The sequence below is a fragment of the Halorubrum wangae genome, assembly GCF_051194135.1.
Taxonomy (GTDB): domain Archaea; phylum Halobacteriota; class Halobacteria; order Halobacteriales; family Haloferacaceae; genus Halorubrum.
On record NZ_JBLZNH010000002.1, the window covers coordinates 368249 to 389665 of the forward strand.

Below are 21417 nucleotides of genomic sequence, written 5' to 3' on the forward strand. Positions count from 1 at the left end.
GCGGGCCCCGTTTCCACACCTTTTTCGCCGCGGCGACCGTATCCGTATACATGTCAGCGTTACGTGACGCGCTCCGGGACCTCCCGGACGCGGTGTTTGCGGACCTGCTCGAGTCAGACGACGGATACGTCCTTGTCGTCGACCTCCCGGGCGCGGCTGCGGAGACGACCGAGGTCCTTGCCGAGGACGGACGAATCGTCATCGAAGGGCGCCGGGAGAAGAAGGTCCCCGAGGGGTTCCGCTACGTCCGTGAGGACCGGCCGCTGTTCCTCGATGCGGAGCTTCCGCTTCCGGGCGACGCCGACGGAAGCGGTGCGGACGCGGAGATTGACCGGGGGGTCCTCGAAGTCACCATTCCGAAGCGAACCGGTGACGTCTCGCGCACCATCCCTGTCGACGACGCCGACGACGACTTGTCCGACGAGGCCGACGCCTGACGGGTGGTCACGCTGGTTAACCTTCGCGCCTACTGGCGGTTTTTCGTAGTCATGCGGCGGTTCTCGCCGCTTATCGTCGCCTACTGGCGGGACCAGAAGCGATACTTCCTGTTCGGTGGGGGTCGCGAGGTCGACGTCGAGACCCAGCGCGAGCGAGCCGGGATCCTCCTCGACATCCTGCTCACCCTCGGTCCGACGTTTATCAAACTCGGGCAGATCCTCTCGACCCGTCCGGACATCCTCCCGCCGGCCTACATCGATGTGCTCGAGGGGCTCCAAGACGACGTCCCGCCGGCCCCGTGGCGGGAGTCGAAGGTCGTCCTCGAAGACGAGTTGGGTCCGGTCGACGAGACGTTCGACGACTTCGACAGAGAGCCCATAAGCGGCGCGAGCCTCGGGCAGGTGTACACCGCCCGCTACGAAGGGAACGAGGTCGCCGTGAAGGTTCGTCGGCCGGGGATCGAGTCGCTCGTCGAGGCCGACCTCCGGACGATCCGCTGGTCGATCCCGCTCGTCAAGCGCTTCACCGGTGCCGGTCGGGCGTTCTCGCTGGAGAACCTCGCGGACGAGTTCGCGAAGACGATCCGCGAGGAGATGGATTACGAGCGCGAGCGCGAGATGCTCGAGGAGATACGCGGTAACTTCACCGACAACGACCGGATTCGGATCCCGACCGCTTACGAAGCGGTCTCCGGACCGCGAGTGCTCACGATGGAGTACGTGCCGGGGATGAAGATCAACCAGCTCGACGAGCTCGACGCGGCGGGGTTCGACCGCAACGACCTCGCCGAGACGCTCCAAGAGGTATACCTCCAGATGATTATCGACGACGGCGTGTTCCACGCCGACCCGCACCCCGGCAACCTCGCCGTCGACGACGACGGTGCCGTGATCTTCTACGACTTCGGGATGGCCGGACGCGTCGATCCGTTCATCCAAGAGAAGATCGTCGAGTTCTACGTCGCCGTCGCCCGGCAGGACATCGACGGCATCCTCGACACGCTGATCGACATGGGGACGCTCTCGCCCGAAGCGGACCGCGAGGTGATGGGGAACGTCATGGAACTCGCCATCGCGGACGCCAGCGGCGAGGATATCGAGCAGTACCAGGTGAACCAGATCATCGAGCAGGTGGAGTCGACCATCTACGAGTTCCCGCTCCGCCTTCCGCCAAACCTCGCGCTCGTTCTCCGCGTCGCCACCGTCGTTGAGGGGGTCTGCGTCACCCTCGATCCCGATTTCGACTTCATTTCCACGGCGACGGCGTACCTCAAAGACGAGGGGTACTACGAACAGACCGCCCGCGACCTCGCCGAGGACGCCGGACGACAGCTCCAGCGCACCACCGAATCGCTGTTCACCGTCCCGCCGAAGGCCGACACCTTCCTCGATCGAGCGAACCGCGGCGACCTCCACTTCGACATCACGATCGAGGACGACTCGAACGTGCTCGACAAGCTCGCGATGCGGATCGCCTACTCGGTGCTGCTCGCGGTCGGCGTGCTCTCCGCGACGATCCTCTACTCGTTCGCCGACGCGTGGCGGCTGGCGGGGATCGTGCTCCTGCTCGCCGTCCCGCTCGCGATCGCGCTCTATCGCTCCTTCCGGAAGAAGCGCGGACTCAGGACGACCCCGCAGTTCACCAGACAAGGAATGAAACAGCGCCGCGACGACTGAGCCGTGCGTCCGTTCTCCGTTCAGACTCGGAGCGTCGACGGCGACTCGCGCTCGCCCGGCCCGCACGTCGATCAGCCGGAGATGACCTGGATCGGGACGAGGAGGAAACAGAGCGCCCCGAGCCCGAACGTCGCGAGGCCGACGGCGAGCCGGGGCCAGCCGATCCGCTCCTCGTCGGCCGGGGTCGCCGGTCCGTTGAACGCGATCACGATCGCAAACAGTCCCCAGAACCCCCACAGCCCGACAGATTCGTCGATCCCGAGGCCCCGCCAGAAGTAGAGGTACGCGGCGATCGAAAACAGCGCGCCGGGAACGAGCGCCGCAATCGTCTCTTGACGCGGGCCGAGCATGGCTCGAACCATGTGTCCCCCGTCAAGCTGACCGACGGGAAGGAGGTTCAGCAGCGTGAAGAACATCCCGACCCAGCCGCCGATGACGACCGGGTGCGCCGTGAGGGTCGGGTCCTCGTAGACGGTCGGTTGTCCGATGAGGTCGGCGATGATCCCCAACAGCGGCGGGTTGTTGAACCGGATCATCGTCCCGGAGGCGTTCGCGAGCTCCGCGGGAACGCGGATCGGATCGAGCGAGAGGCCGATGACGGTGACGACGACCGTGGCGACGAGCCCCGCGATGGGACCGGCCACGCCGATGTCGAACAGCACCCGGCGAGAGGGCATCCGTCCCCGCATCCGGATCACCGCACCGAGCGTGCCAAACGGGAACACGAACGGAATGACGTACGGGAGCGAGACGCTAATCCCGTGGTACCGGCCGGCCGCGTAGTGGCCGAGCTCGTGCGTCATCAGGACGCCGAGCACCGCCGCGGTGAACGGCCACGCCTGGAGTATCGTCAGCGGGTTCGCGGTGATCTCCTCCCAGCCGATGTAGTACCACCCGTAGGCGCCGACGAACAGGGTCGTGCACACCGTCGCGACGAACATAACCACGTTGAGCCACGGAACTCCGTCCCGGCCGTGGTCGAAGGGCGTCGCGACGACGACGTGACCCGCCTCAGTGACCTCGAGGTCGACGTCGTAGCCCGCGTCCCGAAACGGCTGGACGAGCTTCCGCAACAGGGTTCGCTCCGGCACGTACGACTCGCCGACGTACCGAATGCGCCCGTCTTCCCGGCGAATCTCGTCCACCCGAAAGAACGTCTGAAGCGGCTCCGGACGCGGTACGTCGGATCCGACCGACGGCCCCCCGTCCTTGTGTTCTGGCATCGCCCGAAATAATTCGTCGGTGAGTATAAATCCCGCGTCGACCGTCTCGACGGCTCTCCTGAGCGGCGTCGCGGGCGATCGAGTCACGGGAGCGGGAACCGTAGAAATGGAGCGGGGACGGGGGAGCGTGCGCGGTGCTACGTTCTCGGCCGGACGAAACGCGCGTTCACGACCGCAGCGTGCCGAACGCGCGGTGCGACCGCCGTCTCAGACGGGCTCGATGCGCCACGTGGTCGCGCCCGTGTACGACCACTTCTCGACGGTGAGCTCCGTGGCGGAGTCGCTGAGCTTCACCATCAGGGCGCCGATCTCTTTCGGCGAGAGGTCGACGTCGTCGGCGATGAACTTCCCTTTGAAGTACATCTCGCCTTCCTCGGCGCGGTTGAGCAGGTACTGCTTCAGCCGCTCTTCCTTGCTGAGGTCGTCGGTCGGGTTCGCGTTCGTGGAGGGGTTGGCAGTCGCGCTCATGATACACTGCTGAGATGCTCCCGGAGATTGTTATAAAGGTGCGAACGTTGGACGGTGTTCAGCGGGTTTCATGGCTTTTCACGCACAACCCCTCGACTAAAACGTGTCTGACAAACCGTTCAAAACGGTTCGAGAAGCTCGTAGATATTTTATAACTGATTCTCGTAGCTTTATTTCTGTCCTCTACATCGACGCCCACGTCTCTTGGGTGACGACGTCCCGCGGAGTTAACACACAATTATCACCGATTTTCTGCCGATCGGCGACCGCATTTCGCCCCGCGCGCGCAGTCGAAACTCCGGTCCGGGGGCGGGTGTGGACGGGCCGTCGTCAGGCGCGAGCGAGCGATCAGTCGCGCCGGTGGACCCAGAACTCCTCCGCTTCTGTGGTCTCCTTTTTGAATATCGGCACCTCGTCTTTCAGCCGGTCGATTCCGTCCTCGACGGTCCGAAACGCCTCGCCTCGGTGCCCCGCCAGAACGACGACGAAGACGATGTCCTCTCCGGCCTCGATCACGCCTGTTCGATGGTGCATCCGCACGTCGAACACCCCGTCGCGATCGGCCAGTTCCGCTTCGATTACGGCCATGCGCTCCGCGGCCACGCCCTCGTACTTCTCGAAGGCCAGATGCGTGGTGCGGTCGTCGTCGGGGGCGTCACGCGCCCGGACCCGGCCGGTGAACGTCGCGATGGCGCCCGCGCGATCCGCGTCCGGCGACGACTCGACTCGCCGAACGAGCGTCTCGCGCGTGATCCACGGCTCCTCGGCGTCGAGGTCGGCGACGAGCGCGTCGAGGTCGACGTCCTCCGGCGCGTCTGCGGCGGCGATCACCGGCCCCGGTACGTCCTCCGCCGCCGCGTCCGAACCGAGCAGGACGGTCGGCACGCGAAGCCGGGAGTCACCGACGGCGACGAGGTAGTCGTGGTCGGGCGCAAGCCCGTCGAGGAACTCGTCGAGACCGTCGACCCTCCCGCGGCCGGTCCACTCGCCGTCGGCTCCGAGCGCCACTTCGGTGTCGGCGACGGTCCGGGCCGCCGCCGACGCGATTTCGACGCCGCCGTCGGTGACGTCGGTCCCTCGGACGGCGCTGTCCTCGGCGTCGTCGTCCGTGCGGTTCACGACGGCGGTTCGCCCGTCGAGTCGGTCGACGAGCCTCGCCGCTAGCGCCGTCGCGCTCGGTCCCACGATCGCTATCGGTTGCATACTCGACGGCGGGGTGCGAGCGGCTTAGGCGTTTCCCGCCCGTCGCCTGATCCTCGCGTCCACACGCGAGGCCGCCGCACCGGCCTCCGCCGTCGTCCGGGCTTGATAATCCTTAAGAGCGCGACAGGGGTATGCGACGGTAATGAGAGTCGTCGTTTCTATCGGCGGGAGCGTGCTCGCGCCCGATCTCGATCCCGAGCGGGTGGCCGCGCACGCCGAGGCGATCGAGCGGATTGCCGCCGACGGCTGCGAGGTGGGCGTCGTCGTCGGCGGCGGCGGCGTCGCGCGCGAGTACATCGAGACGGCGCGCGACCTCGGTGCGAACGAGGTCGAACTCGACCAGCTCGGCATTGGCACCACCCGGCTCAACGCCCGCCTGCTGATCGCCGCGCTCGACGGGGGCGCGAACCTCTCGCCGGCGACGAGGTACGACGAGGCGGCCGCGGCGCTCCGGCGCGGCGAGGTGTCGGTGATGGGCGGCGTCACTCCCGGACAGACGACCGACGCCGTCGCCGCCGCGTTCGCCGAGTCTGTCGACGCCGACCTTCTCGTGTACGCGACGAGCGCGAACGGCGTGTACGACGCGGACCCGAACGTCGAGCCAGATGCGACGCAGTTCGGCACGATGTCGCCGACCGAACTCGTCGACGTCGTGCTCCCCATGAGCCGAAACGCCGGCGCGTCGGCGCCCGTCGACCTCCTCGCGGCCAAGCTGATCGACCGCGCGGGGATCCGCGCCATCGTGCTCGACGGAACGGACCCGAGCGCCGTCGTCGACGCGGTGCTCCGCGGTGACCACACCGGAACCGACGTGGTCCCGACGGGCGCCGACGAACCGACCCACTGGACCGGAGGGAGCGACGCGTGAGCGGCGACGACTCCCCCCACATCCTCTCCGAGCAAACAGGAGACGCCGCCGGAGTCGCGGGTGAGGACGCGGACGGGGCTGACGACGCCGCCGGCTTCCACGCCTTCTGGGCCGACGTGGTCGCCGACGAAATCGAGGCGCGCGACCCGGACGACCCGATCGTGATCAAGGGCGGCGTCTCCCCGTCGGGGGTCGCGCATCTCGGTAACTTCAACGAGATCATGCGCGGCTACTTCGTCGCCGCGGTGCTTCGTGACCGCGGCCACGAGGTCAGGCAGGTGTTCACCTCCGACGATAAGGATCCGCTCCGGAAACTCCCGCGAAAGCTGGCGAACGCCGACGGCGACATCGTCGGCCTCGGCGAGGTGGACGCGGGCGCGCTCGGCCGAAACCTCGGAAAGCCGTACACCGCGATCCCGGACCCGTTCGGCGAGCGCGAGTCGTACGCAGCCCACTTCGCTGCCCTCCTCCAGGCCGACGCGGACCGGCTCGGGGTTCCAGTCGAGATGATCTCGAACACCGAACTGTACGCAGACGGCGACTTTGACGACGTGATTCGGACGGTCCTCGGTGACTTGGACGGCGTCCGCGAGGTGCTCTCGCAGTACCAGGACAAGGTCGACGACGAGTACGTCCCTTTCAACCCGATCTGCGCGGAGTGCGGGAAGGTCACCGAAACGGTCACGGCGATCGATATGGACGCCGAAACCGTCGACTACGTCTGCACCGACATGGAAGTCGGCGACGAAGTCATCGAGGGCTGCGGCCACGAGGGGACCGCCACGTTCCGCGAGGGGAAGCTCCCGTGGCGGCTGGAGTGGCCGGGTCAGTGGGACGTGCTCGACGTCGATTTCGAACCGTTCGGCAAGGACCACGCGGAGGGATCGTGGCCCTCGGGCGTCGACGTCGCGCGGAACGTGCTCGGTATCGAGCCGCCCGTCCCGATGGTGTACGAGTGGTTCACGCTCAACGGCGAGCCGCTTTCCTCGTCGGCGGGCAACGTCGTCACGGTCCCGGAGCTGCTCGAACTGCTCGAGCCCGCGGTGCTCCGGTACTTCTTCGCGCTCCACCCGAAGAAGGCCCGCGACCTCGACGTCGAACGGCTCGATCAGCTGGTCGACCGGTTCGACCGCTTCGAGCGCGCGTACTTCGGCGAGATCGACGACGAGGACCTGACCGCCTTCGCCGAGCGCGCCTACCCCTTCGTCGTCGACCGCGCGGACGACCCGCCGACGGAAAAGCCCGTCCGGCTTCCGTACACGTTCGCCGCCGTCCTGGGGATGGTCGACGACCCCGACTTTCGCGAGCGGCTCGCCCGCGATGAGGGCCACATCCCCGAGGACGCGTCCGAGGAGGTCGTCGCGGCCGCGCTCGCGCGCGTCGAGAAGGCTCGTAACTGGGCGGAGCGCACCGGAAACGAGTACGACTACCGGCTCCAGACGGCGCTCCCCGACGCCGAGTTCGACGACGACGTGGCCGCCGCGCTGGACGACCTCGCCGACTTCGTCGCCGCGGGCAACGACGGCGACGCCATTCAGGCGGAGATGTACGAAACGGCGCGGGCGCACGATATCGAGGTTGGCGACTTCTTCGCGGCCGGCTACCGCCTCTTCTTCGACGACACGCAGGGGCCCCGGCTCGGCGAGTTCCTCGGCGAATTGGAGCGAGACTACGTCGTGGCACGACTCCGACGGGAGGCGTGAATGCCCGATGACCGCTCGCTGGACGAGTTCGCCTCCGACCCGACCGAGGCGGCCGACGTCGAAGCGGACGACGCCGACGGCGACGCGGCCGACGGAATCGATGCCGAGAGCGCGAACGCCCCCGACGCCGATCCGACCGACGGGGACGTGGCGGCGTCGAACGCCGACGCGGTCGACGTCGACCCCGCGGTCCCGACCGCGACGTGGACTACCGACGCGGCCGCCTGCGACCGATGTGGCGGACGCGTTTCGCGGCGCTGGCTCGACGACGGTGTCCTCGTCTGCGGCGAGTGCAAGGAGTGGTAACGCGGGCAGATTTAAGCTGACGCGCGCGGGTGTTACTTGCAGATGACTCTTCCTGAGGTTTATTAATACTGATATGAATTTTTCTCCCGATCGAATCTACGGCCGCTCGCCACGCGCCCTCGCCGTGGGGTTCCTCTGTACGGGAGCGCTGTTCGTCACCGTGATCGACGTGGCGATCGCGTCCGCCACCGGTCACGCGGCCGCGTGGACTCCCGCCCGCCTCGTGAGCGGGTGGGTGACCGTGGCCGTCGCCTCGCTGTTCTTCCATCGCGCCCTGTGCTACCACCGACGTCGTGCGGAATCGGCTCGCAGAGAGCTCGAAACGTCGAACCAACAGCTTCAGGTCCTGAGTCGCGTGTTCCGACACAACATTCGCAACGACCTCAACGTCATCCGCGGATACGCGGATCTGCTCACCGACCGCGTCGACGACGAGCGGAGCGGGGAGTACCTAGAGACGATCCGAGAGAAGACCGATGACATGGTCGCCATCAGCGAGAAGCTCCGCGTCGTCGAGGAGGCGTCACCCGGTGCGCCGAGGGGTCGGATCGATCTGGTCGAAACCGTCTGGGACGCGGCCGAAGACGTCGACGGGTCGGACGTGTCGATCACGGTCGAATCGCCCCCAGAGGCGTGGATCCGGGCGGACCGTTCGATCGAACATCCCGTCCGCGAAGTGTTCGAGAACGCGGTCATGCACAACGATGGCTCGACGCGGTGCGTCGACGCGCGGATACGAGCGGACGAGACGACCACCTGCTTGGAAGTCACGGACAACGGTCCGGGGATCCCTCCGGACGAGCGGGCGGTGCTGCGCGCCGAACGAGAGACGCCGCTCTCGCACGCGAGCAGCATCGGCCTCTGGCTCGTCAAGTGGATGTGCGAGACGCAGGGCGGCACCGTCAGCTTCGAGACGAGCGACGACGGAACGACCGTCAGGCTTCGGTTTCAGTCGGCGGACGCGGGCGCCGAGTGGCCGGACGGGCGAGACGGGCCACCGGAGGGGCGAAGCGAGTCGGCAGGGGGCGAAGCCGGGACGGCGACACCCCCGGTCGACGAGGGCGACCGAGGCGACGATGATCGACCCGGTGTCGAGAGCGATCCGGTCAGTCGAGTTCGGTGATCGTCACGGCGTACACCGCTCCGCAGTTGCCGCACTCCACGTGGACGCCGCGGCTCGTCTCCCCGCGCGTGAACTCGGAGATCTCCTCCGAACACGAGCATTCGAACTGAACTTTCATTGACCGTACCAAGCGGCGTCAACGGTTAAAATACGTCGTCTCAAGAATCGATCGTGAGAACCGGTCGTCGCCGTCGTCAGTCGCCGTCGACGATCACTTCGACCGGGCCGTTGTCGTCCGCTTCACCGTCGTCGTCGTCGCCGGCCGCGGCGGACTGGTTCTGTTGGTAGTAGAGTCCGCCGGCGATCGCCAGCACGATCCACGACCGCCAGTTGGCGAGGTTCAGCGTGTATCCGATGCCGAACGGCTTCTCCACCAGCATCCCCTTGTCGGGTTGCCAGTACGACGAGAGGAGCCGACCGAGGCTCGGCCGCTCGAAGTTGTACGGGATCCCGAGTATCTCTCCCGAGGACGGTTTGTCTGCCATACACGGCATATCACCCGCTGGGCATATAAATCGTGGCGGGACCGGGGCCCGAGACCGCGTGCTCCGGATCGGCGTCGACTACCGATACCGTCCGCGCCCCTCGACCTCGCGCAGCCGACCGAGGACCGCTTCGTCGCCCCGCTCCGCGTAACCGGTCTCGAACGCCTCGATCAGGGGGGTCGGGTCGGTCGCCGTCGCGCGGACCGAGCCCTCGAACACGTGGAGGTCCATCGCGTGGTCTTCGACGTGGCCGGTGTGATAGGCGAGTCCGAAATCGATGAGCGTCGTCCGCGCGTCGGCGTCCGCACCGGTATCGGTCGCGTTCTCCGCGGCCGACCCCTCGATCCGGACGTTCCGCGTCGTCGGGTCGCCGTGGACGATCCCCTCCCCGTGAAGCCGCGCGAGGTGGCGGCCGACCGCGGCCGTCCACCGCTCGTCGAGGTCGGCTGCGAGGTCCCGGTCGCCCACGTGTTGGAGCGTCAGCGTCGCCCGACGGAGGTCGACATCGTACACCAAGGGCGTCGGGACGCCCGCCCGACGCGCCTCGTTCGTCAGTCGGGCCTCGGCGACGGTCCGGTCGCGCCTGAGCGTTCGGTCCAGTTCGGGGTGCCGGTATCGCTTCCGGACCCGACGTTTGATCACGCGCCGGTCGGCGCCGCCGTCGACCGCCGCCACGACCTCGACGGTCGCCTCCGCGCCGCGCCGGTCGGCGGCCTCCTCGCCGCTCTGGTCGTCGCTGCCGCGCTCTCCGCCTCCTCGGCCACGGGCGATCGACGCGTCACCCTCGCGCCACGTCACGGGAACCTGGTCCGGTCGAAAGTTCGGGTCGATCGCCGACTCGGAGATCGGTACCGTGTCGCCCGCCGCCGCCATCTTCGCGCCCAGGACCGCGATCATCCCCGCGTTGTCGCGGAGGAACCGCGCTTCCGGCGCGTAGAAGTCGGCGTCGCGCGACGCACACATCGCCGCCAGCATCTCGCGGAGCCGGTCGTTCTGCGCGACGCCGCCGCCGAGGACGAGTTCGTCCGCCCCGATCAACGAGAGCGCTCGCTCGACGACCTCTGTCAACATCGCGAACACGTGCTCCTGCAGCGAGAAACAGATCTCCTCGACCGGTACCCCCTCGTCGAACGCGTCGTTGGCGGCGGAGCTGATCCCGGAAAACGAGAAGTCCATCCCCTTGACGACGTACGGCAGGTCGAGCAGTTCGGCGTCCGGGTCGCGCTCGGCGGCCGCTTCCGCCGCCGCGGCCTCCACCTTCGGCCCGCCGGGGTGATCCCAACCGACGTGGCGCGTGAACTTGTCGATGGCATTTCCGACGCCCGCGTCCATCGTCTCGCCGAGCACGCGGTACCGGCCGTCGTGGTAGCCGAGTAGATGTGCGTTCGCCCCGGAGGCGTTCAGACACACCGGGTTCTCGAATCCGGACTGATGGCGACCGATCTCGAGGTGTGCCACCATGTGGTTGACGCCGACGAGGGGCACGTCGAGCGCCCCGGCGAGCGCCCGTGCGGCCGTCCCCACAGTCCGGAGACAGGGACCGAGTCCCGGTCCCTTCGAGAAGGCGACCGCGTCGATTGCGTCCGGGCCGTGTTCGGCCTCTGCGGCCGTCAACACCGCGTCGACGACCTCGGGAATCGCCTCGGACATATGCTCTGCGGCCTCTCGCGGATGAATGCCGCCGCTGTCCGGTTCGTACGGGTCAGATTCGATAAGAACGGTCTCGGTCTCGGCGTCGTACAGCGCGGCGCTTGCACACCACGCGGTCCCTTCGATGCCGAGAACGCGCATCCGGCGCGGCGTTAGGCCTCTTCGGCGTCCACGTCCGCTTCGTCGCCGATCTTGTTGCGTTCGAGCATGTACTCCTGTTCGACGTCGAGCGCGTCTGCCGCGGAGTCGTACACCTTCGCGTAGCCGACCGTCTTGCGCATGCCGAACTTGGTGTTAAGCTCGTGAACGACGACTTCCTCCGAGGCCTTGTCCAGCTTGGCCGCGAGCGAGTCGCGGACCGAGAGGCGGGAGGGGGTCGCCTCGTCGTGGGTCGTCTCGAATCGGATGTCCGTGCGGTGCAACATCGGGTTCTCTTCCTCGGAGATGATATCGACGTCCATGGTTCAGTTACGCGTATATCCCCTCGAAAGCTGTAAAAGGATTTCGAAGCGGGGGTGCCGTCGGCGCCGAGCGTTCGGTGGTCTCCGCCCGGATCTCACCGATCTCCGTCAGGGACGCGTCCGATCGCCTTGTAGGCCGCCTCGATGTCGCCGTCGAGCGTCTCGAACAGCTCTCGCGCCTCCGCCCGGGACTCCGGCGTGACCTCGACGCGGACCATCCCCTCTCCGGGCTGGCCGTAGACGACACTCGCGCCGTCGGGCGCGGCGAGGATCGCGGGGAGGGCGGCCAGGTCCTCCTCGCCGGTCACCTCGATGATGACGGGATCGGCGTCTGAGAGCGCCTCGCCGAGCGCCTCGAGCAGCTCCGCCGACAGCGACGCGGGGGGATTATCCACGTGAATTCGACGCGCGTCGGCAGCCGCGAGCGCCGCTTCGATCTCCGCGTCGACCGCCTCGCGCTCGGTCTTTCCGTCGATCAGCGCGACGTCGGGGACGCGACCCGCCTCCCGGAGGTGGTACGTGACCACGTCACCCACCGCGATGATGGGGGCGTCGGGCGCGGCCCGCTCGCCGCGGGTCTCCGCCGCGTCCGCGAGCAGTTCGTCGGCGTCCGCCGTCACCGGGCCGAGCGGCTCTTTGAACGCGTCGCGCATGGATTCTGGAAGGGTGAGCATAGTGTGTGAAAACCTCTGTCGTGTCACTTCGGCGCCGCTACCGGACCTTCAGCGCGTACGAACCGGCCTTCGTGACGTTCATCTCCTCGGCGATCTGGCTCTCCTCGGGCTTCGTGATGATGACGTAGCCCGCCCAGTCCTCCGTCAGCGACGACGACCCGCAGTGCTCGCAGGTCTGCGAGTCGGGGTCGTTGACGTGGTGGCACTCACGGCAGGCGAGGCGGTCCTCCGCCATCAGTCGGCCTCCTCACCGGTCTGCTCGCGGTGAAGCCGTTTCCCCTCCAGCCACTCGTGTTTCCCGAGCCCCGGCTGTTTCGCCGTGAGCCCAATCTTCGAGTCGCGGGGGTTGCGCTCGTCGATGCTCTTCGTCACGACGCGGACCCGGACGGCGTCGTCCACGCCGAGGGTCTTGTCGGAGTCCGAGGAGGCGAGCTGCTGGTTCGCCCCGTCGAACGTGAGGTACTCGTCGGTGATCTGCGAGACGTGGAGGAGGCCGTCCACCGGGCCGATCCCGACGAAGGCGCCGAACTCGACGGTCTCGACGACCGTCCCGTCAGCGACTTCCTGCATGTCGGGGTCGTAGGTCAGCGCGTCGAACTCGGCCTCGTAGTAGACGCCGGGGCGGTTGTGGAGCACCGCGCCCTCGCCGATGTCGTGAACCTCGATGACGCTCACGACGCTGCCGACGTCCTCGTCCATTCGTCCTTCCAGTTTGTCCTGCAGCAGGGCTTTCACCCGCTCGTCGGTGACGTCCGCCAGGTGTTTCGGCGGTACCTCGACCGTATCCTTGAGTCGAACTCGTTTGTACATATTCTTGGTTGTCCGCGTCCGCTAGGGTTCCGTTATTGCCAGTGTGTTCCGACCCCTTAAACCGATTACTGGTGCGCCCGCCTCCAGCACTCGGTTCGCCAGCGGTCGATCGTTGGTGACGACGCCGTCGACCCGGCCATCGGTGACCAGTTCGACCAGCGCGTCGTCGGCGTACGATTCGTCCGTCGCCACCGTCTCCGTCCGTGTCGCGAGGTCCGCGCCCACGCTCGCCGCGGTCGCCGCCTCGCCGTTTCCGCCCTGCAACCGGTCTAACTCCGACACGACCGCCGTCGGAACGACCGCCTCGTACGCGCCGAGGAGCCGGTCCAACTCCTCGAACAGCCGTAGGTTCGCCTCGACCGGCGCCATCAGCGCGCTCGCGTCGAGCGCGACGACCGGGGCGCCGTCGCCCGCGAGGTCCTCGGTGCGACCGCCGCCCGCGTCCGTGTTCTCCGAGCCGTCCGCGCGGGCGTCGTCGGTCACGTTACGAGAGCGTCCCGACGCCGATGAGTCGCCAGCGCGCGCCGACGCGCCGGTTGATCGCGATCTGTGCGCCCTCCTCGGCGCAGACGGGCCGCTTGAGGCTCACCTCGCACTCGCCCTCTCGCGCGCTCGTCACCGCGCCGACCGTCGTCGCGGTGCCGACCGTCAGCATCAGCGGCTCGCCGGTGCTTATCTCCTCGATGTCGCTCTCGCCGCTCTCGTCGTCCTCCTTGCCGACGACGCGGTCGAGGAGGTCGACCTGCATCTCGAACTCGTTGCGGGTCGGCGGGAGTGTTCCGGGCTCGCCGGCGACCTGTCCGGCGAGCGCGTCGCCCTTCGTCAGGCTCGGGTCCAGTCCGGTTCCGACGCCGAGCAGTCCGCCGGGACGCGCGGATTCGACGTTCGTGCTGCCGGCCTGCAGCGAGCGGACGCTCGTCTCCAGCGGCCGCCACTCCGTCTGGCCCTCTTCTTCGACCTCGCGTCCCGGTCGGATCTCCAGCCCGTCGCCGACGGAGAGCTCGCCGCTGACGAGCGAACCGCCGACGACGCCGCCCTTGAGGTCCGCGGCGGTCGCGCCCGGGCGGTTGATGTCGAACGAGCGGGCCGCGTACATCCGCGCGCTCTCGCCGGGGTCGCGATCGGGAGTCGGGATCTCCGTCTCGATCGCGTCGATGAGCAGGTCGATGTTGACTTCCTGCTGGGCCGAGACGGGGACGATCGGCGCGCCCTCCGCCACGGTGCCCTCGACGAACTCCTGGATCTGCCGATAGTTGTCGACCGCGCGGTCGCGGTCGACCAGGTCGACCTTGTTCTGCGCGATGACGATATTCTCTATCCCGATGAGATCGAGCGCCATCAGGTGCTCCTCCGTCTGCGCCTGCGGGACGTCCTCGGTCGCGCTGATGACCAGCACGGCCCCGTCCATGATCGAGGCGCCGGAGAGCATCGTTGCCATCAGCGTCTCGTGACCCGGTGCGTCGACGAACGAGACCGTCCGGATCCGCTCGCTCTCCGAACCGTCCTCGCACTCCTCGTCAACGGTGTAGCACTCGGGCGCGTCGACGCCGGGACAGCGACGGAACGTCGCGTCAGCGTACCCCAGGCGGATCGAGATGCCGCGTTTCATTTCCTCGCTGTGCTGGTCGGTCCACGAGCCGGACAACGCCTGCACGAGCGTCGTCTTCCCGTGGTCGACGTGACCGACGAGACCGATGTTCACCTCCGGTTGTGTGTTGGCTTCAGTCACTGTTGGACCTCCTAACGGAGTAGTCTTACAGGAAATTCGCTCCGTGCGAGTGATAAAGTTGCTGTTATAGCGGCGCCGGCGGCGTCGACGACGGCGGACGCCCATCAGCGAACGCAACGAACCGTATTTAAACAGACGAGCACGACCACGACGGGGTATTTATAAATGAACGGCCGAGGCGACGGCGCGCGGACGACAAGGCCGGACGTTCGGAGATCGGCACCGCGGAAACGCCGAGTGCGTCGGTCAGGCGCCGGCAACCGGCGTCGCCATCGGCGTCGTTCGACGCGACTTTACGCCTCACCCGCGTACGCACGCTCGACATGGGATACGCGTGCCCCGTCTGCGAGACCCCGCAGCGCGACGGCGAACACCTCGCGCATCACCTCGCGTTCACGGCGATGCTCCACGGGGACGACCACGAGACGTGGCTCGACGACCGCGTCCCCGACTGGAGCGACCGCGATCCGGACGGACTCGCGGCCGAAGTGACGCCTCACGCCGAGGCGGCCGAGTACCACGAGGTGTTCGAGGACACCGTCGACCGCGGCCGTCCGAACGTCGACCTCGGAGAGCACGACCACGCCGGGCACGCGCAGGGCGGTCACGCCGGCCACGATCACGCAGAGGACCGCGGCGCCGCGAACGCAGCGCCACCCGTCGACGAGTCGGGCGCGACCGACGCCGAAACCGCCGCGGCGCTTCGCGAGGCCCGCGAACTGACCCGCGAACTGCTCTCCGAGGGCGACGAGGACGGCGAGACCGGCGGTGCCGATAGCGACGACGGGGACGGCGACGGCGACGACCCCGTCGACGACTCGTCCGCGTAGCGGAACGCCCTTTTCAGTCGACGACGAACGCGGCGTATGCACACCAGAGGGACGTTCGCTCCCGAGACCCGCGCCGACGCGCTCGAACGCTACGAGGAGGTCGGTCCGGTCGCGCAGGTCGTCGTCCGCGAGGCGACGAAGGCGATGTCGTTCGACGCCGACGAGTACGACGACCGAGTGACGCCGGAGGTGATTCGAACCGCCCGCGACGCCACCTTCGCCGAACTGCTCGCGGTCCACGTCGGCGACGAGGCCGAGTTCGACGCGTGGCTCGCCGACAGCGAGTTCGACGCGGACGACGTCGTCCGGATCGGCTCCGACAACGTCGACAACCTCGTCTGGCACCCGATACCCTTCGCCGACACCGTGATCGCGGCGACGTTCCAGGACGAACCCGACGCGGCCGCCAGCACCCTCCGCCGGAACGCCTTCGGGCGCGTCTACCGCGAGGAGTTCTACGAGTCGGGGCGGTAGCTTCGGGGCCGCGGCTCGGCGTCCGAGCGATATAAAAAATCGAAGTAAAGCGGAACGCGGCTGTTACTTGCTTACTCGAGTTCTTCGATGTCCCCGGAATCCTCCGAGTTCCGGGGGCACGAGAAGCCGTCTACGACAGTTTCTCGATGTTCTCGACGACGGCGTCGGCGAACTCGCTCGTCGCGAGCTTCTCGCCGCCCTCGATCTGCCGGTGCAGGTCGTAGGTGACCTTTCCAGAGGAGATGGTCTCCTCGACGGCCTCGCGCACGAGGTCGGCGGCGTCGGACCAGCCGAGGTAGTCGAGCATCTCGCGGCCGGAGAGGATCATCGCGGTGGGGTTCACCTTGTCCTCGCCGGCGTACTTGGGCGCGGAGCCGTGGACGGGCTCGGCGAGACAGCGACCGTGGCCGCGGTTGATGCCCGGCGCGATGCCGAGGCCACCGATCTGCGCGCCGGCCGCGTCGGACATGTAGTCGCCGTTGAGGTTCATCGTCGCGATGACGGAGTACTCGCTCGTGCGGGTCAACAGCTGCTGGAGCATGTTGTCCGCGATGCGGTCCTTGACGACGAGGGTGCCCTCGGGCTGCTCCCCGTCGTGCTCCTCCCAGAGCTGATCCTCGGTGATGACGTCGTCGCCGTACTCCTCCTCGGCGACCTCGTAGCCCCAGTCGCGGAACGCGCCCTCGGTGAACTTCATGATGTTCCCCTTGTGGACGAGCGTGACGGAATCACGGTCGTTCGCCAGCGCGTAGTCGACCGCCTCGCGGATGAGGCGCTTCGAGCCGAACTCGGAGATGGGCTTGACGCCGATGCCGACGGGCCCGTCGTGGATGACGTCGTCTACGCCCATGTCCTCCTCTACGAAATCGCGTACCTTCTCGGAGTCGTCGGTGCCGGCCTCCCACTCGATGCCGGCGTAGACGTCCTCGGTGTTCTCCCGGAAGGTGACCATGTCCATCTTCTCGGGGCTCTTGACGGGCGAGGGGACGCCGTCGATGTAGTAGGTGGGGCGGACGTTCGCGTACAGGTCGAGCGTCTTTCGGAGCGCGACGTTCAGCGAGCGGAAGCCGGCGCCGACGGGGGTCGTCAGCGGGCCCTTGATCGCGACGCGGTGGTTCCGGATGGCCGAGACGGTGTCCTCGGGGAGGTTCTCGTCGTACATCTCTCGGGCGCTGGCGCCCGCGTAGACGCGCATCCAGGCGATGGATCGTCCGGTCGCCTCGGCGGCCGCGTCGAGTACCTGCTGTGCGGCCGGCCCGACGTCGGTACCGATCCCGTCGCCGTGGATGATCGGGATGATGGGGTTGGACGGGACGTTCAGCTCGCCGGTCTCCTCGTCGGCGAGCGTGATCGCCTCGCCGTCGTCGGGGACGTCTACCTTATCGTAGCTCATGAACGTTCGTGCATTGTCGGACCCACGTAAAGTGCCTGCCGTTTTTCTGCGCGAGCCGAATCGGCAGACTGAGGCGGGGAACACCGTTTCTGGCCGACAACGAAGTGACGTACCGACAGTGGGAACCGACGCGATTTCGCGACGGGCGAGACTCGCGCGCCGACTACGTCCGTCCCGATCCGTCTCCGATCAGTTCATCGACTTGTCTACTTCTCTCATCAACCCATCAATCAACCATTAACGCGCGAACACGTACGCGAGCGACCCGTCGAATCTCCGTCCGACGGCGACCATCATCCCGTTCGGCACTCCCGCGTCCCGAGTTCATGAACCTGCGTCTCGTTCCCGCCCGTCACGTCGATTTCGACCGTCGAAACGCTCACCGATGCGGCGTCGACACCGATGTCTCCTCCCGGACGAGCACAGAGGTGCGCGAGCAGCGCGTCGACGCGGGCTGGCGACTCGTCGGCCGCCAACAGGGTGAGGTACTTCCGCCAGCGGGCGGTTGGGTACGCCCGGGCGTCGGAGGGGGGCCGATCGGCGGCGACTGGGTCGCCGTACAGGGCGTCGATCCGGTCGCCGCCCGCGGTCGTCGCCGTCGTGAGAACGAGCGAGTCGGTCGATGGCGGGTCGGGCGCGAACATGTTCCACCCGCGCTCGGTCGGGTCCGTCACGGTCGCGACGGGTTCGGGCGCGTCGACGAGTCCGAGCGCCATCCCGTTCCACGCGAGCAGCGCAGCGAGAAGAACGACGGCGACGCCGGCGACGACGCGACCCCGAACCGGCCGCTTCGAGGGCGCACTCTCGCCCGGCCCATCGGCGAACGACTCCGCCCACCGGCGAAGTCGCTCGCTCGTCGGTCCGGCGAGTTCCTCGACGCGGTCCCAGACGAACGGCGGGAAGAACGGCAGCAGCGCGGCCGCCGAGATCGCCGAGAAGACGCCGATCTGGAGCGTGAACGCCATCGAGAGGTGCGCGGCGAACAGCGTCCCGGCGAGCGCCGCCCGGACTCGCCCGGCGGACGCGACGAGCAGCGGCGACGCGACGAGCAGCGCGAGCCAGCCGTAGGTGGCGGCCGCGAGCAGTCCCGGCGCCTCGGGGACCAGCCCGCCGAGCGGCCCGTGTAGGTAGGTGAGTCGGAACACCAGTTCGACCGCCTCGCCCCCCGGCCACGCCGTCCCGCGGAGCTTCTCGACTGCGTTCGAGACGTAGACCACGAGGACGACGGCCAGCAGGAGCGCGGAGGCGGACCCGGCGAAGCGCTCGCGAGCCGTTCGTCCTTCGTGCGTCGACGCCGCGTCCGACCCCTGTCGACGAACGGCATCGATCGACCACCGCGCACCGAGGGGACAGAACAATCCCGCCCCGAGCAGCTGCCAGAAGAGGGTGTCGCCGGCGTTCAACACGAACGGGTTCCGCGCCTGCAGCGACGCGAGGAGCACCAGCGAGAGGGCGGTCGCGACCCGCGTCCGGTAGCCGACCGCGAGCGCGACGGCCGCGGCCGCGGCGACGAGGAACAGCAGCCCGACGGCCCACGCCTCCCCGGAGAGCGCGTGCAGCGAGACGCGGGCGGCGAGGGGAGACGCTTCCGCGAGCGCCGAACGCGGGAGCACGCCCGCGTCGGTGTAGAAGGCCGTCAGATTCCGAGCGCGGAGTCCGAGGTCGACGAGGAGCGTGACGGCGAGCGCGATCCGAAATGCGGCGAGGGCTCGGCGGTCGACCCCGATGCGGGCCCGGACCGCGTTCCGCAGTCGGCGACGGGATAGGACGCGCTCGTCCGCCGACACGCCCCCGGTGCGCGGTTCGGAGGTCTCGGACGGGTCGTCGCCGGAGCGTCCTCGGAAATCGTCCACGATGGCGACTCTCCGAGCAGCGGAAATAGGTCTTACGGCGGCGGATCGCGGGGGTGATGCCCCGCTATCCGGACTCGCCGCCCGCCGCTTTCCGGACGCTTATGCGGACGCCGGGGAATCTCCGCGTATGTCACAGGGACACTCGATGCGCGTCATCGTCCACGGCGGCGCCGGCGGCGTCCCGGACGAACCGGCGCCGAGACAGGCGGTCCTCGACGAGGCGGCCGAGCGCGGCGCCGACGCCCGAACACCCCTCGACGCGGTCGAGGCGGCGCTCGCACCGCTCGAATCGAGCCCCCGGTTCAACGCCGGCGTCGGCGGTGCGGTCCAGTCCGACGGCGTCGTCCGCACTGATGCGGGTGTGATGACCTCGGACCGGGCCGTCGGCGCAGCCTGCTCGATGCCGGGGGTCGAGCACGCCGCGAGCGTCGCCCGCGTCGTCCGCTCCGAGACGCCGCACGTCTTCGTCTCCGGCGAGCACGCGGTCGCCCTCGCCGACGATTTCGGGATCGAAACCGGCGTCGACCTCCTCACCGACGAGACGCGCGAGACGTACGAGCGCGAGGATCCCCCGCAGGGCGGTCCCCGCGAGCATCTCGATTGGCTCGCGACGCGCTTCGGATCGGGGTCGGATCAGGCCGGCGGCGCCCCCGAGACCGACGGCGGAGAGGGGGACGATCCGGACCGCGCCCCGGATCACGACACGGTCGGTGCGGTCGCGACCGACGGCGAGACGTTCGCGGCGGCGACCTCCACGGGTGGTCGGTCGTTCGCGCTCGCGGGGCGGGTCGGCGACGTGCCGCAGGTCGGTTCCGGTTTCTTCTGTACCGAGGCCGGCGGCGCGAGCGCGACGGGGGCCGGCGAGGACATCGCGCGCGTCACGCTGTCGCGGCGAGCCGTCGACTTCCTCGACGAGGGGCTCGACGCGCAGCGAGCGGCCGACAGAGCGATAGACGAGTTCGAGTCGATCACCGGCTCCGACGCCGGGGTCATCGTCCTCGACGACGACGGGGCCGGGAGCGCGTTCAACACGGACGGGATGCAGACGAGTCTCGCTTATAAATAACCGCTGGCGCGAGTGACGCGCGGTCAGTTAGGCTATTTCCATTCTTTCGGATCCCCTTCCCTGAACTCTCCTTTCGCTTCCCTGTCCCGAGGCCAGAGTACGATCATACTGATGGCGATATAGTAGAGGGCGATGACGGCGACGACGAGCGTTCCGGGGACGACGGCGATGCTGGCAGTCGTCAGCAGGCTCTCGTTCGGCGCGAACGCCGTGATTCGGAACAGCCACGCGACGAGCAAAACGACCAACAGCGGGAGATAAATCCGCCGAAGGCGGTTCGCGACGGCTTCCCCCATCGACACTTTCAGCGTCGGTGTCCGGTAATCCCGACTGAGTTTACTCCGCCAATCCTCGTGTTCGACCCCCTCTGACGGATCGAGCGCGTCCGCGAGCAAGTTCTGTTGGAAGAGACGCACTCGCGAGCGATAGACGTCATAGTCACGATACCGCCGCGCTTCGATCAACAGGAAGAGAGAGACCGCTAGAATACCGACGAGGATGATATAGTGCGGATTATCGGTGCTGGAAAACGCGAACGTGAGAATCGCAGCCACGACCGTTACTCCCCACGTCGTCGTCTGGTCGAGGCGCGATCGCCAGGTCGTCTCCCGGTCCAACTCTCCGCGATAGGCGTCTCCCAATATCGAACTCATCTCCGTGCTGTGCTCGGCCATTTCGCTGCCGAGTTCGGCTTCCGCTGCCAGTTCGGAGTCGTCTGGCGTTTCATCGGCCATACGGAAGTGTACGGTATCAGCAGTAAAAGCACTTCTACGGTCGAAATATCTGTAGATCTAGAACGGCCTTCGATCGCGGGCTCGACGCGGTTTCACTGGCCGAGCCGTCTGAACCTCAGCAGTTACCGTTCGCATCGGACACGGAGGTCTCCACCGCCGATCCGGTCGGTTCAGTGTGAATACTGAGTCTGTGGATAACGTAAACGGGTGAGTCAGAAGCGGGACCGATGGCAGTCAAAACGAACCCGCT

24 protein-coding genes are annotated in these 21417 nt (G+C 67.7%); 9 read left to right on the forward strand and 15 right to left on the reverse strand.

The genetic code is table 11. The features are described 5' to 3' along the window. The first annotated feature begins 50 nt into the window (after nt 1-50). Complete coding sequence (locus ACNS84_RS07060; protein ID WP_435074140.1) at nt 51-437, forward strand: Hsp20/alpha crystallin family protein; 387 nt, start codon at nt 51-53, stop codon at nt 435-437. A 3-nt stretch (nt 438-440) separates the two neighbouring features. Beyond that, nucleotides 441-2114, forward strand: coding sequence for an ABC1 kinase family protein (locus ACNS84_RS07065; protein ID WP_435074141.1), 1674 nt, complete (start codon nt 441-443; stop codon nt 2112-2114). A 71-nt stretch (nt 2115-2185) separates the two neighbouring features. Here ACNS84_RS07065 and ACNS84_RS07070 read toward each other — a convergent pair whose 3' ends face one another. The 3 genes from ACNS84_RS07070 to ACNS84_RS07080 form a co-directional block, all read right to left on the reverse strand. After that, nucleotides 2186-3337 (reverse strand): site-2 protease family protein, encoded by a 1152-nt coding sequence (locus ACNS84_RS07070; protein ID WP_435074142.1) that lies wholly within the window; start codon nt 3335-3337, stop codon nt 2186-2188. Nucleotides 3338-3544: 207 nt separating this feature from the next. Beyond that, entirely contained in the window at nt 3545-3805 is a 261-nt protein-coding gene (locus tag ACNS84_RS07075) for a DUF7123 family protein (RefSeq protein WP_435074143.1), read from the reverse strand. 348 nt (nt 3806-4153) lie between these two features. Continuing rightward, on the reverse strand, nt 4154-5008 hold the full coding sequence (locus ACNS84_RS07080; RefSeq protein ID WP_435074144.1) for a molybdopterin synthase: 855 nt from the start codon (nt 5006-5008) through the stop codon (nt 4154-4156). 142 nt (nt 5009-5150) lie between these two features. Here ACNS84_RS07080 and pyrH point away from each other — a divergent pair, with 142 nt between their 5' ends. The 4 genes from pyrH to ACNS84_RS07100 all read left to right on the forward strand — a co-directional run bounded on the left by pyrH (nt 5151) and on the right by ACNS84_RS07100 (nt 9008). Continuing rightward, nucleotides 5151-5876, forward strand: coding sequence for a UMP kinase (gene pyrH, locus ACNS84_RS07085; RefSeq protein WP_435074145.1), 726 nt, complete (start codon nt 5151-5153; stop codon nt 5874-5876). After that, nucleotides 5873-7579 carry a lysine--tRNA ligase gene (gene lysS / locus ACNS84_RS07090; protein ID WP_435074146.1) on the forward strand — a complete coding sequence of 569 codons (1707 nt, stop codon included), beginning with the start codon at nt 5873-5875 and terminating at the stop codon, nt 7577-7579. Before pyrH ends, lysS begins: the two co-directional genes overlap by 4 nt. Continuing rightward, nucleotides 7580-7885 (forward strand): DUF7573 domain-containing protein, encoded by a 306-nt coding sequence (locus ACNS84_RS07095; RefSeq protein ID WP_435074147.1) that lies wholly within the window; start codon nt 7580-7582, stop codon nt 7883-7885. It abuts the gene before it with no gap. A gap of 73 nt (nt 7886-7958) precedes the next feature. Then, nucleotides 7959-9008 carry a sensor histidine kinase gene (locus ACNS84_RS07100; protein WP_435074148.1) on the forward strand — a complete coding sequence of 350 codons (1050 nt, stop codon included), beginning with the start codon at nt 7959-7961 and terminating at the stop codon, nt 9006-9008. Here ACNS84_RS07100 and ACNS84_RS07105 read toward each other — a convergent pair. The 9 genes from ACNS84_RS07105 to ACNS84_RS07145 all read right to left on the reverse strand — a co-directional run bounded on the left by ACNS84_RS07105 (nt 8992) and on the right by ACNS84_RS07145 (nt 14817). Next, entirely contained in the window at nt 8992-9126 is a 135-nt protein-coding gene (locus ACNS84_RS07105; RefSeq protein ID WP_006114415.1) for a hypothetical protein, read from the reverse strand. The two genes, ACNS84_RS07100 and ACNS84_RS07105, sit on opposite strands and share 17 nt — an antisense overlap. A 76-nt stretch (nt 9127-9202) precedes the next feature. Continuing rightward, a complete protein-coding gene (locus tag ACNS84_RS07110) occupies nt 9203-9493 on the reverse strand; it encodes a DUF5808 domain-containing protein (RefSeq protein WP_435074149.1) in 291 nt (96 codons plus the stop codon). A gap of 78 nt (nt 9494-9571) precedes the next feature. Continuing rightward, the gene (locus tag ACNS84_RS07115; protein WP_435074151.1) at nt 9572-11284 is read right to left on the reverse strand and encodes a bifunctional N(6)-L-threonylcarbamoyladenine synthase/serine/threonine protein kinase; all 1713 of its coding nucleotides are present in this window, start codon (nt 11282-11284) and stop codon (nt 9572-9574) included. 11 nt (nt 11285-11295) lie between these two features. Then, nucleotides 11296-11604 carry a 30S ribosomal protein S24e gene (locus ACNS84_RS07120; RefSeq protein ID WP_435074152.1) on the reverse strand — a complete coding sequence of 103 codons (309 nt, stop codon included), beginning with the start codon at nt 11602-11604 and terminating at the stop codon, nt 11296-11298. Nucleotides 11605-11699: 95 nt separating this feature from the next. Next, nucleotides 11700-12278 (reverse strand): GTP-dependent dephospho-CoA kinase family protein, encoded by a 579-nt coding sequence (locus ACNS84_RS07125; protein WP_435074153.1) that lies wholly within the window; start codon nt 12276-12278, stop codon nt 11700-11702. 37 nt (nt 12279-12315) lie between these two features. Beyond that, nucleotides 12316-12513 (reverse strand): transcription elongation factor subunit Spt4, encoded by a 198-nt coding sequence (gene spt4 / locus ACNS84_RS07130; protein ID WP_008001262.1) that lies wholly within the window; start codon nt 12511-12513, stop codon nt 12316-12318. Continuing rightward, nucleotides 12513-13088, reverse strand: a complete 576-nt coding sequence (locus ACNS84_RS07135) for a DNA-directed RNA polymerase (RefSeq protein WP_144798118.1) — start codon at nt 13086-13088, stop codon at nt 12513-12515. Before ACNS84_RS07135 ends, spt4 begins: the two co-directional genes overlap by 1 nt. A 21-nt stretch (nt 13089-13109) precedes the next feature. Then, nucleotides 13110-13571, reverse strand: a complete 462-nt coding sequence (locus tag ACNS84_RS07140; protein ID WP_435074154.1) for a type II toxin-antitoxin system VapC family toxin — start codon at nt 13569-13571, stop codon at nt 13110-13112. 1 nt (nt 13572) lies between these two features. Then, a complete protein-coding gene (locus tag ACNS84_RS07145) occupies nt 13573-14817 on the reverse strand; it encodes a translation initiation factor IF-2 subunit gamma (protein ID WP_435074155.1) in 1245 nt (414 codons plus the stop codon). Between the two features lie 323 nt (nt 14818-15140). Here ACNS84_RS07145 and ACNS84_RS07150 point away from each other — a divergent pair, with 323 nt between their 5' ends. Together ACNS84_RS07150 and ACNS84_RS07155 are read left to right on the forward strand one after the other, a co-directional pair. Next, nucleotides 15141-15647, forward strand: a complete 507-nt coding sequence (locus ACNS84_RS07150) for a DUF5810 domain-containing protein (protein ID WP_435074156.1) — start codon at nt 15141-15143, stop codon at nt 15645-15647. A gap of 36 nt (nt 15648-15683) precedes the next feature. Beyond that, nucleotides 15684-16121 carry a DUF5809 family protein gene (locus ACNS84_RS07155; protein WP_435074157.1) on the forward strand — a complete coding sequence of 146 codons (438 nt, stop codon included), beginning with the start codon at nt 15684-15686 and terminating at the stop codon, nt 16119-16121. 130 nt (nt 16122-16251) lie between these two features. On the opposite strand, the gene icd is transcribed toward ACNS84_RS07155, so the two are convergent. Continuing rightward, complete coding sequence (gene icd / locus ACNS84_RS07160) at nt 16252-17514, reverse strand: isocitrate dehydrogenase (NADP(+)) (protein ID WP_435074158.1); 1263 nt, start codon at nt 17512-17514, stop codon at nt 16252-16254. A 293-nt stretch (nt 17515-17807) separates the two neighbouring features. After that, complete coding sequence (locus tag ACNS84_RS07165) at nt 17808-19301, reverse strand: HTTM domain-containing protein (protein ID WP_435074712.1); 1494 nt, start codon at nt 19299-19301, stop codon at nt 17808-17810. A 211-nt stretch (nt 19302-19512) separates the two neighbouring features. On the opposite strand from ACNS84_RS07165, the gene ACNS84_RS07170 reads away from it, so the two are divergent. After that, nucleotides 19513-20433, forward strand: coding sequence for an isoaspartyl peptidase/L-asparaginase (locus tag ACNS84_RS07170; protein WP_435074713.1), 921 nt, complete (start codon nt 19513-19515; stop codon nt 20431-20433). 32 nt (nt 20434-20465) lie between these two features. Here the strand turns inward: ACNS84_RS07170 and ACNS84_RS07175 are convergent, their stop codons facing one another. Continuing rightward, entirely contained in the window at nt 20466-21167 is a 702-nt protein-coding gene (locus tag ACNS84_RS07175; protein ID WP_435074159.1) for a DUF2270 domain-containing protein, read from the reverse strand. Between the last annotated feature and the right edge of the window lie 250 nt (nt 21168-21417).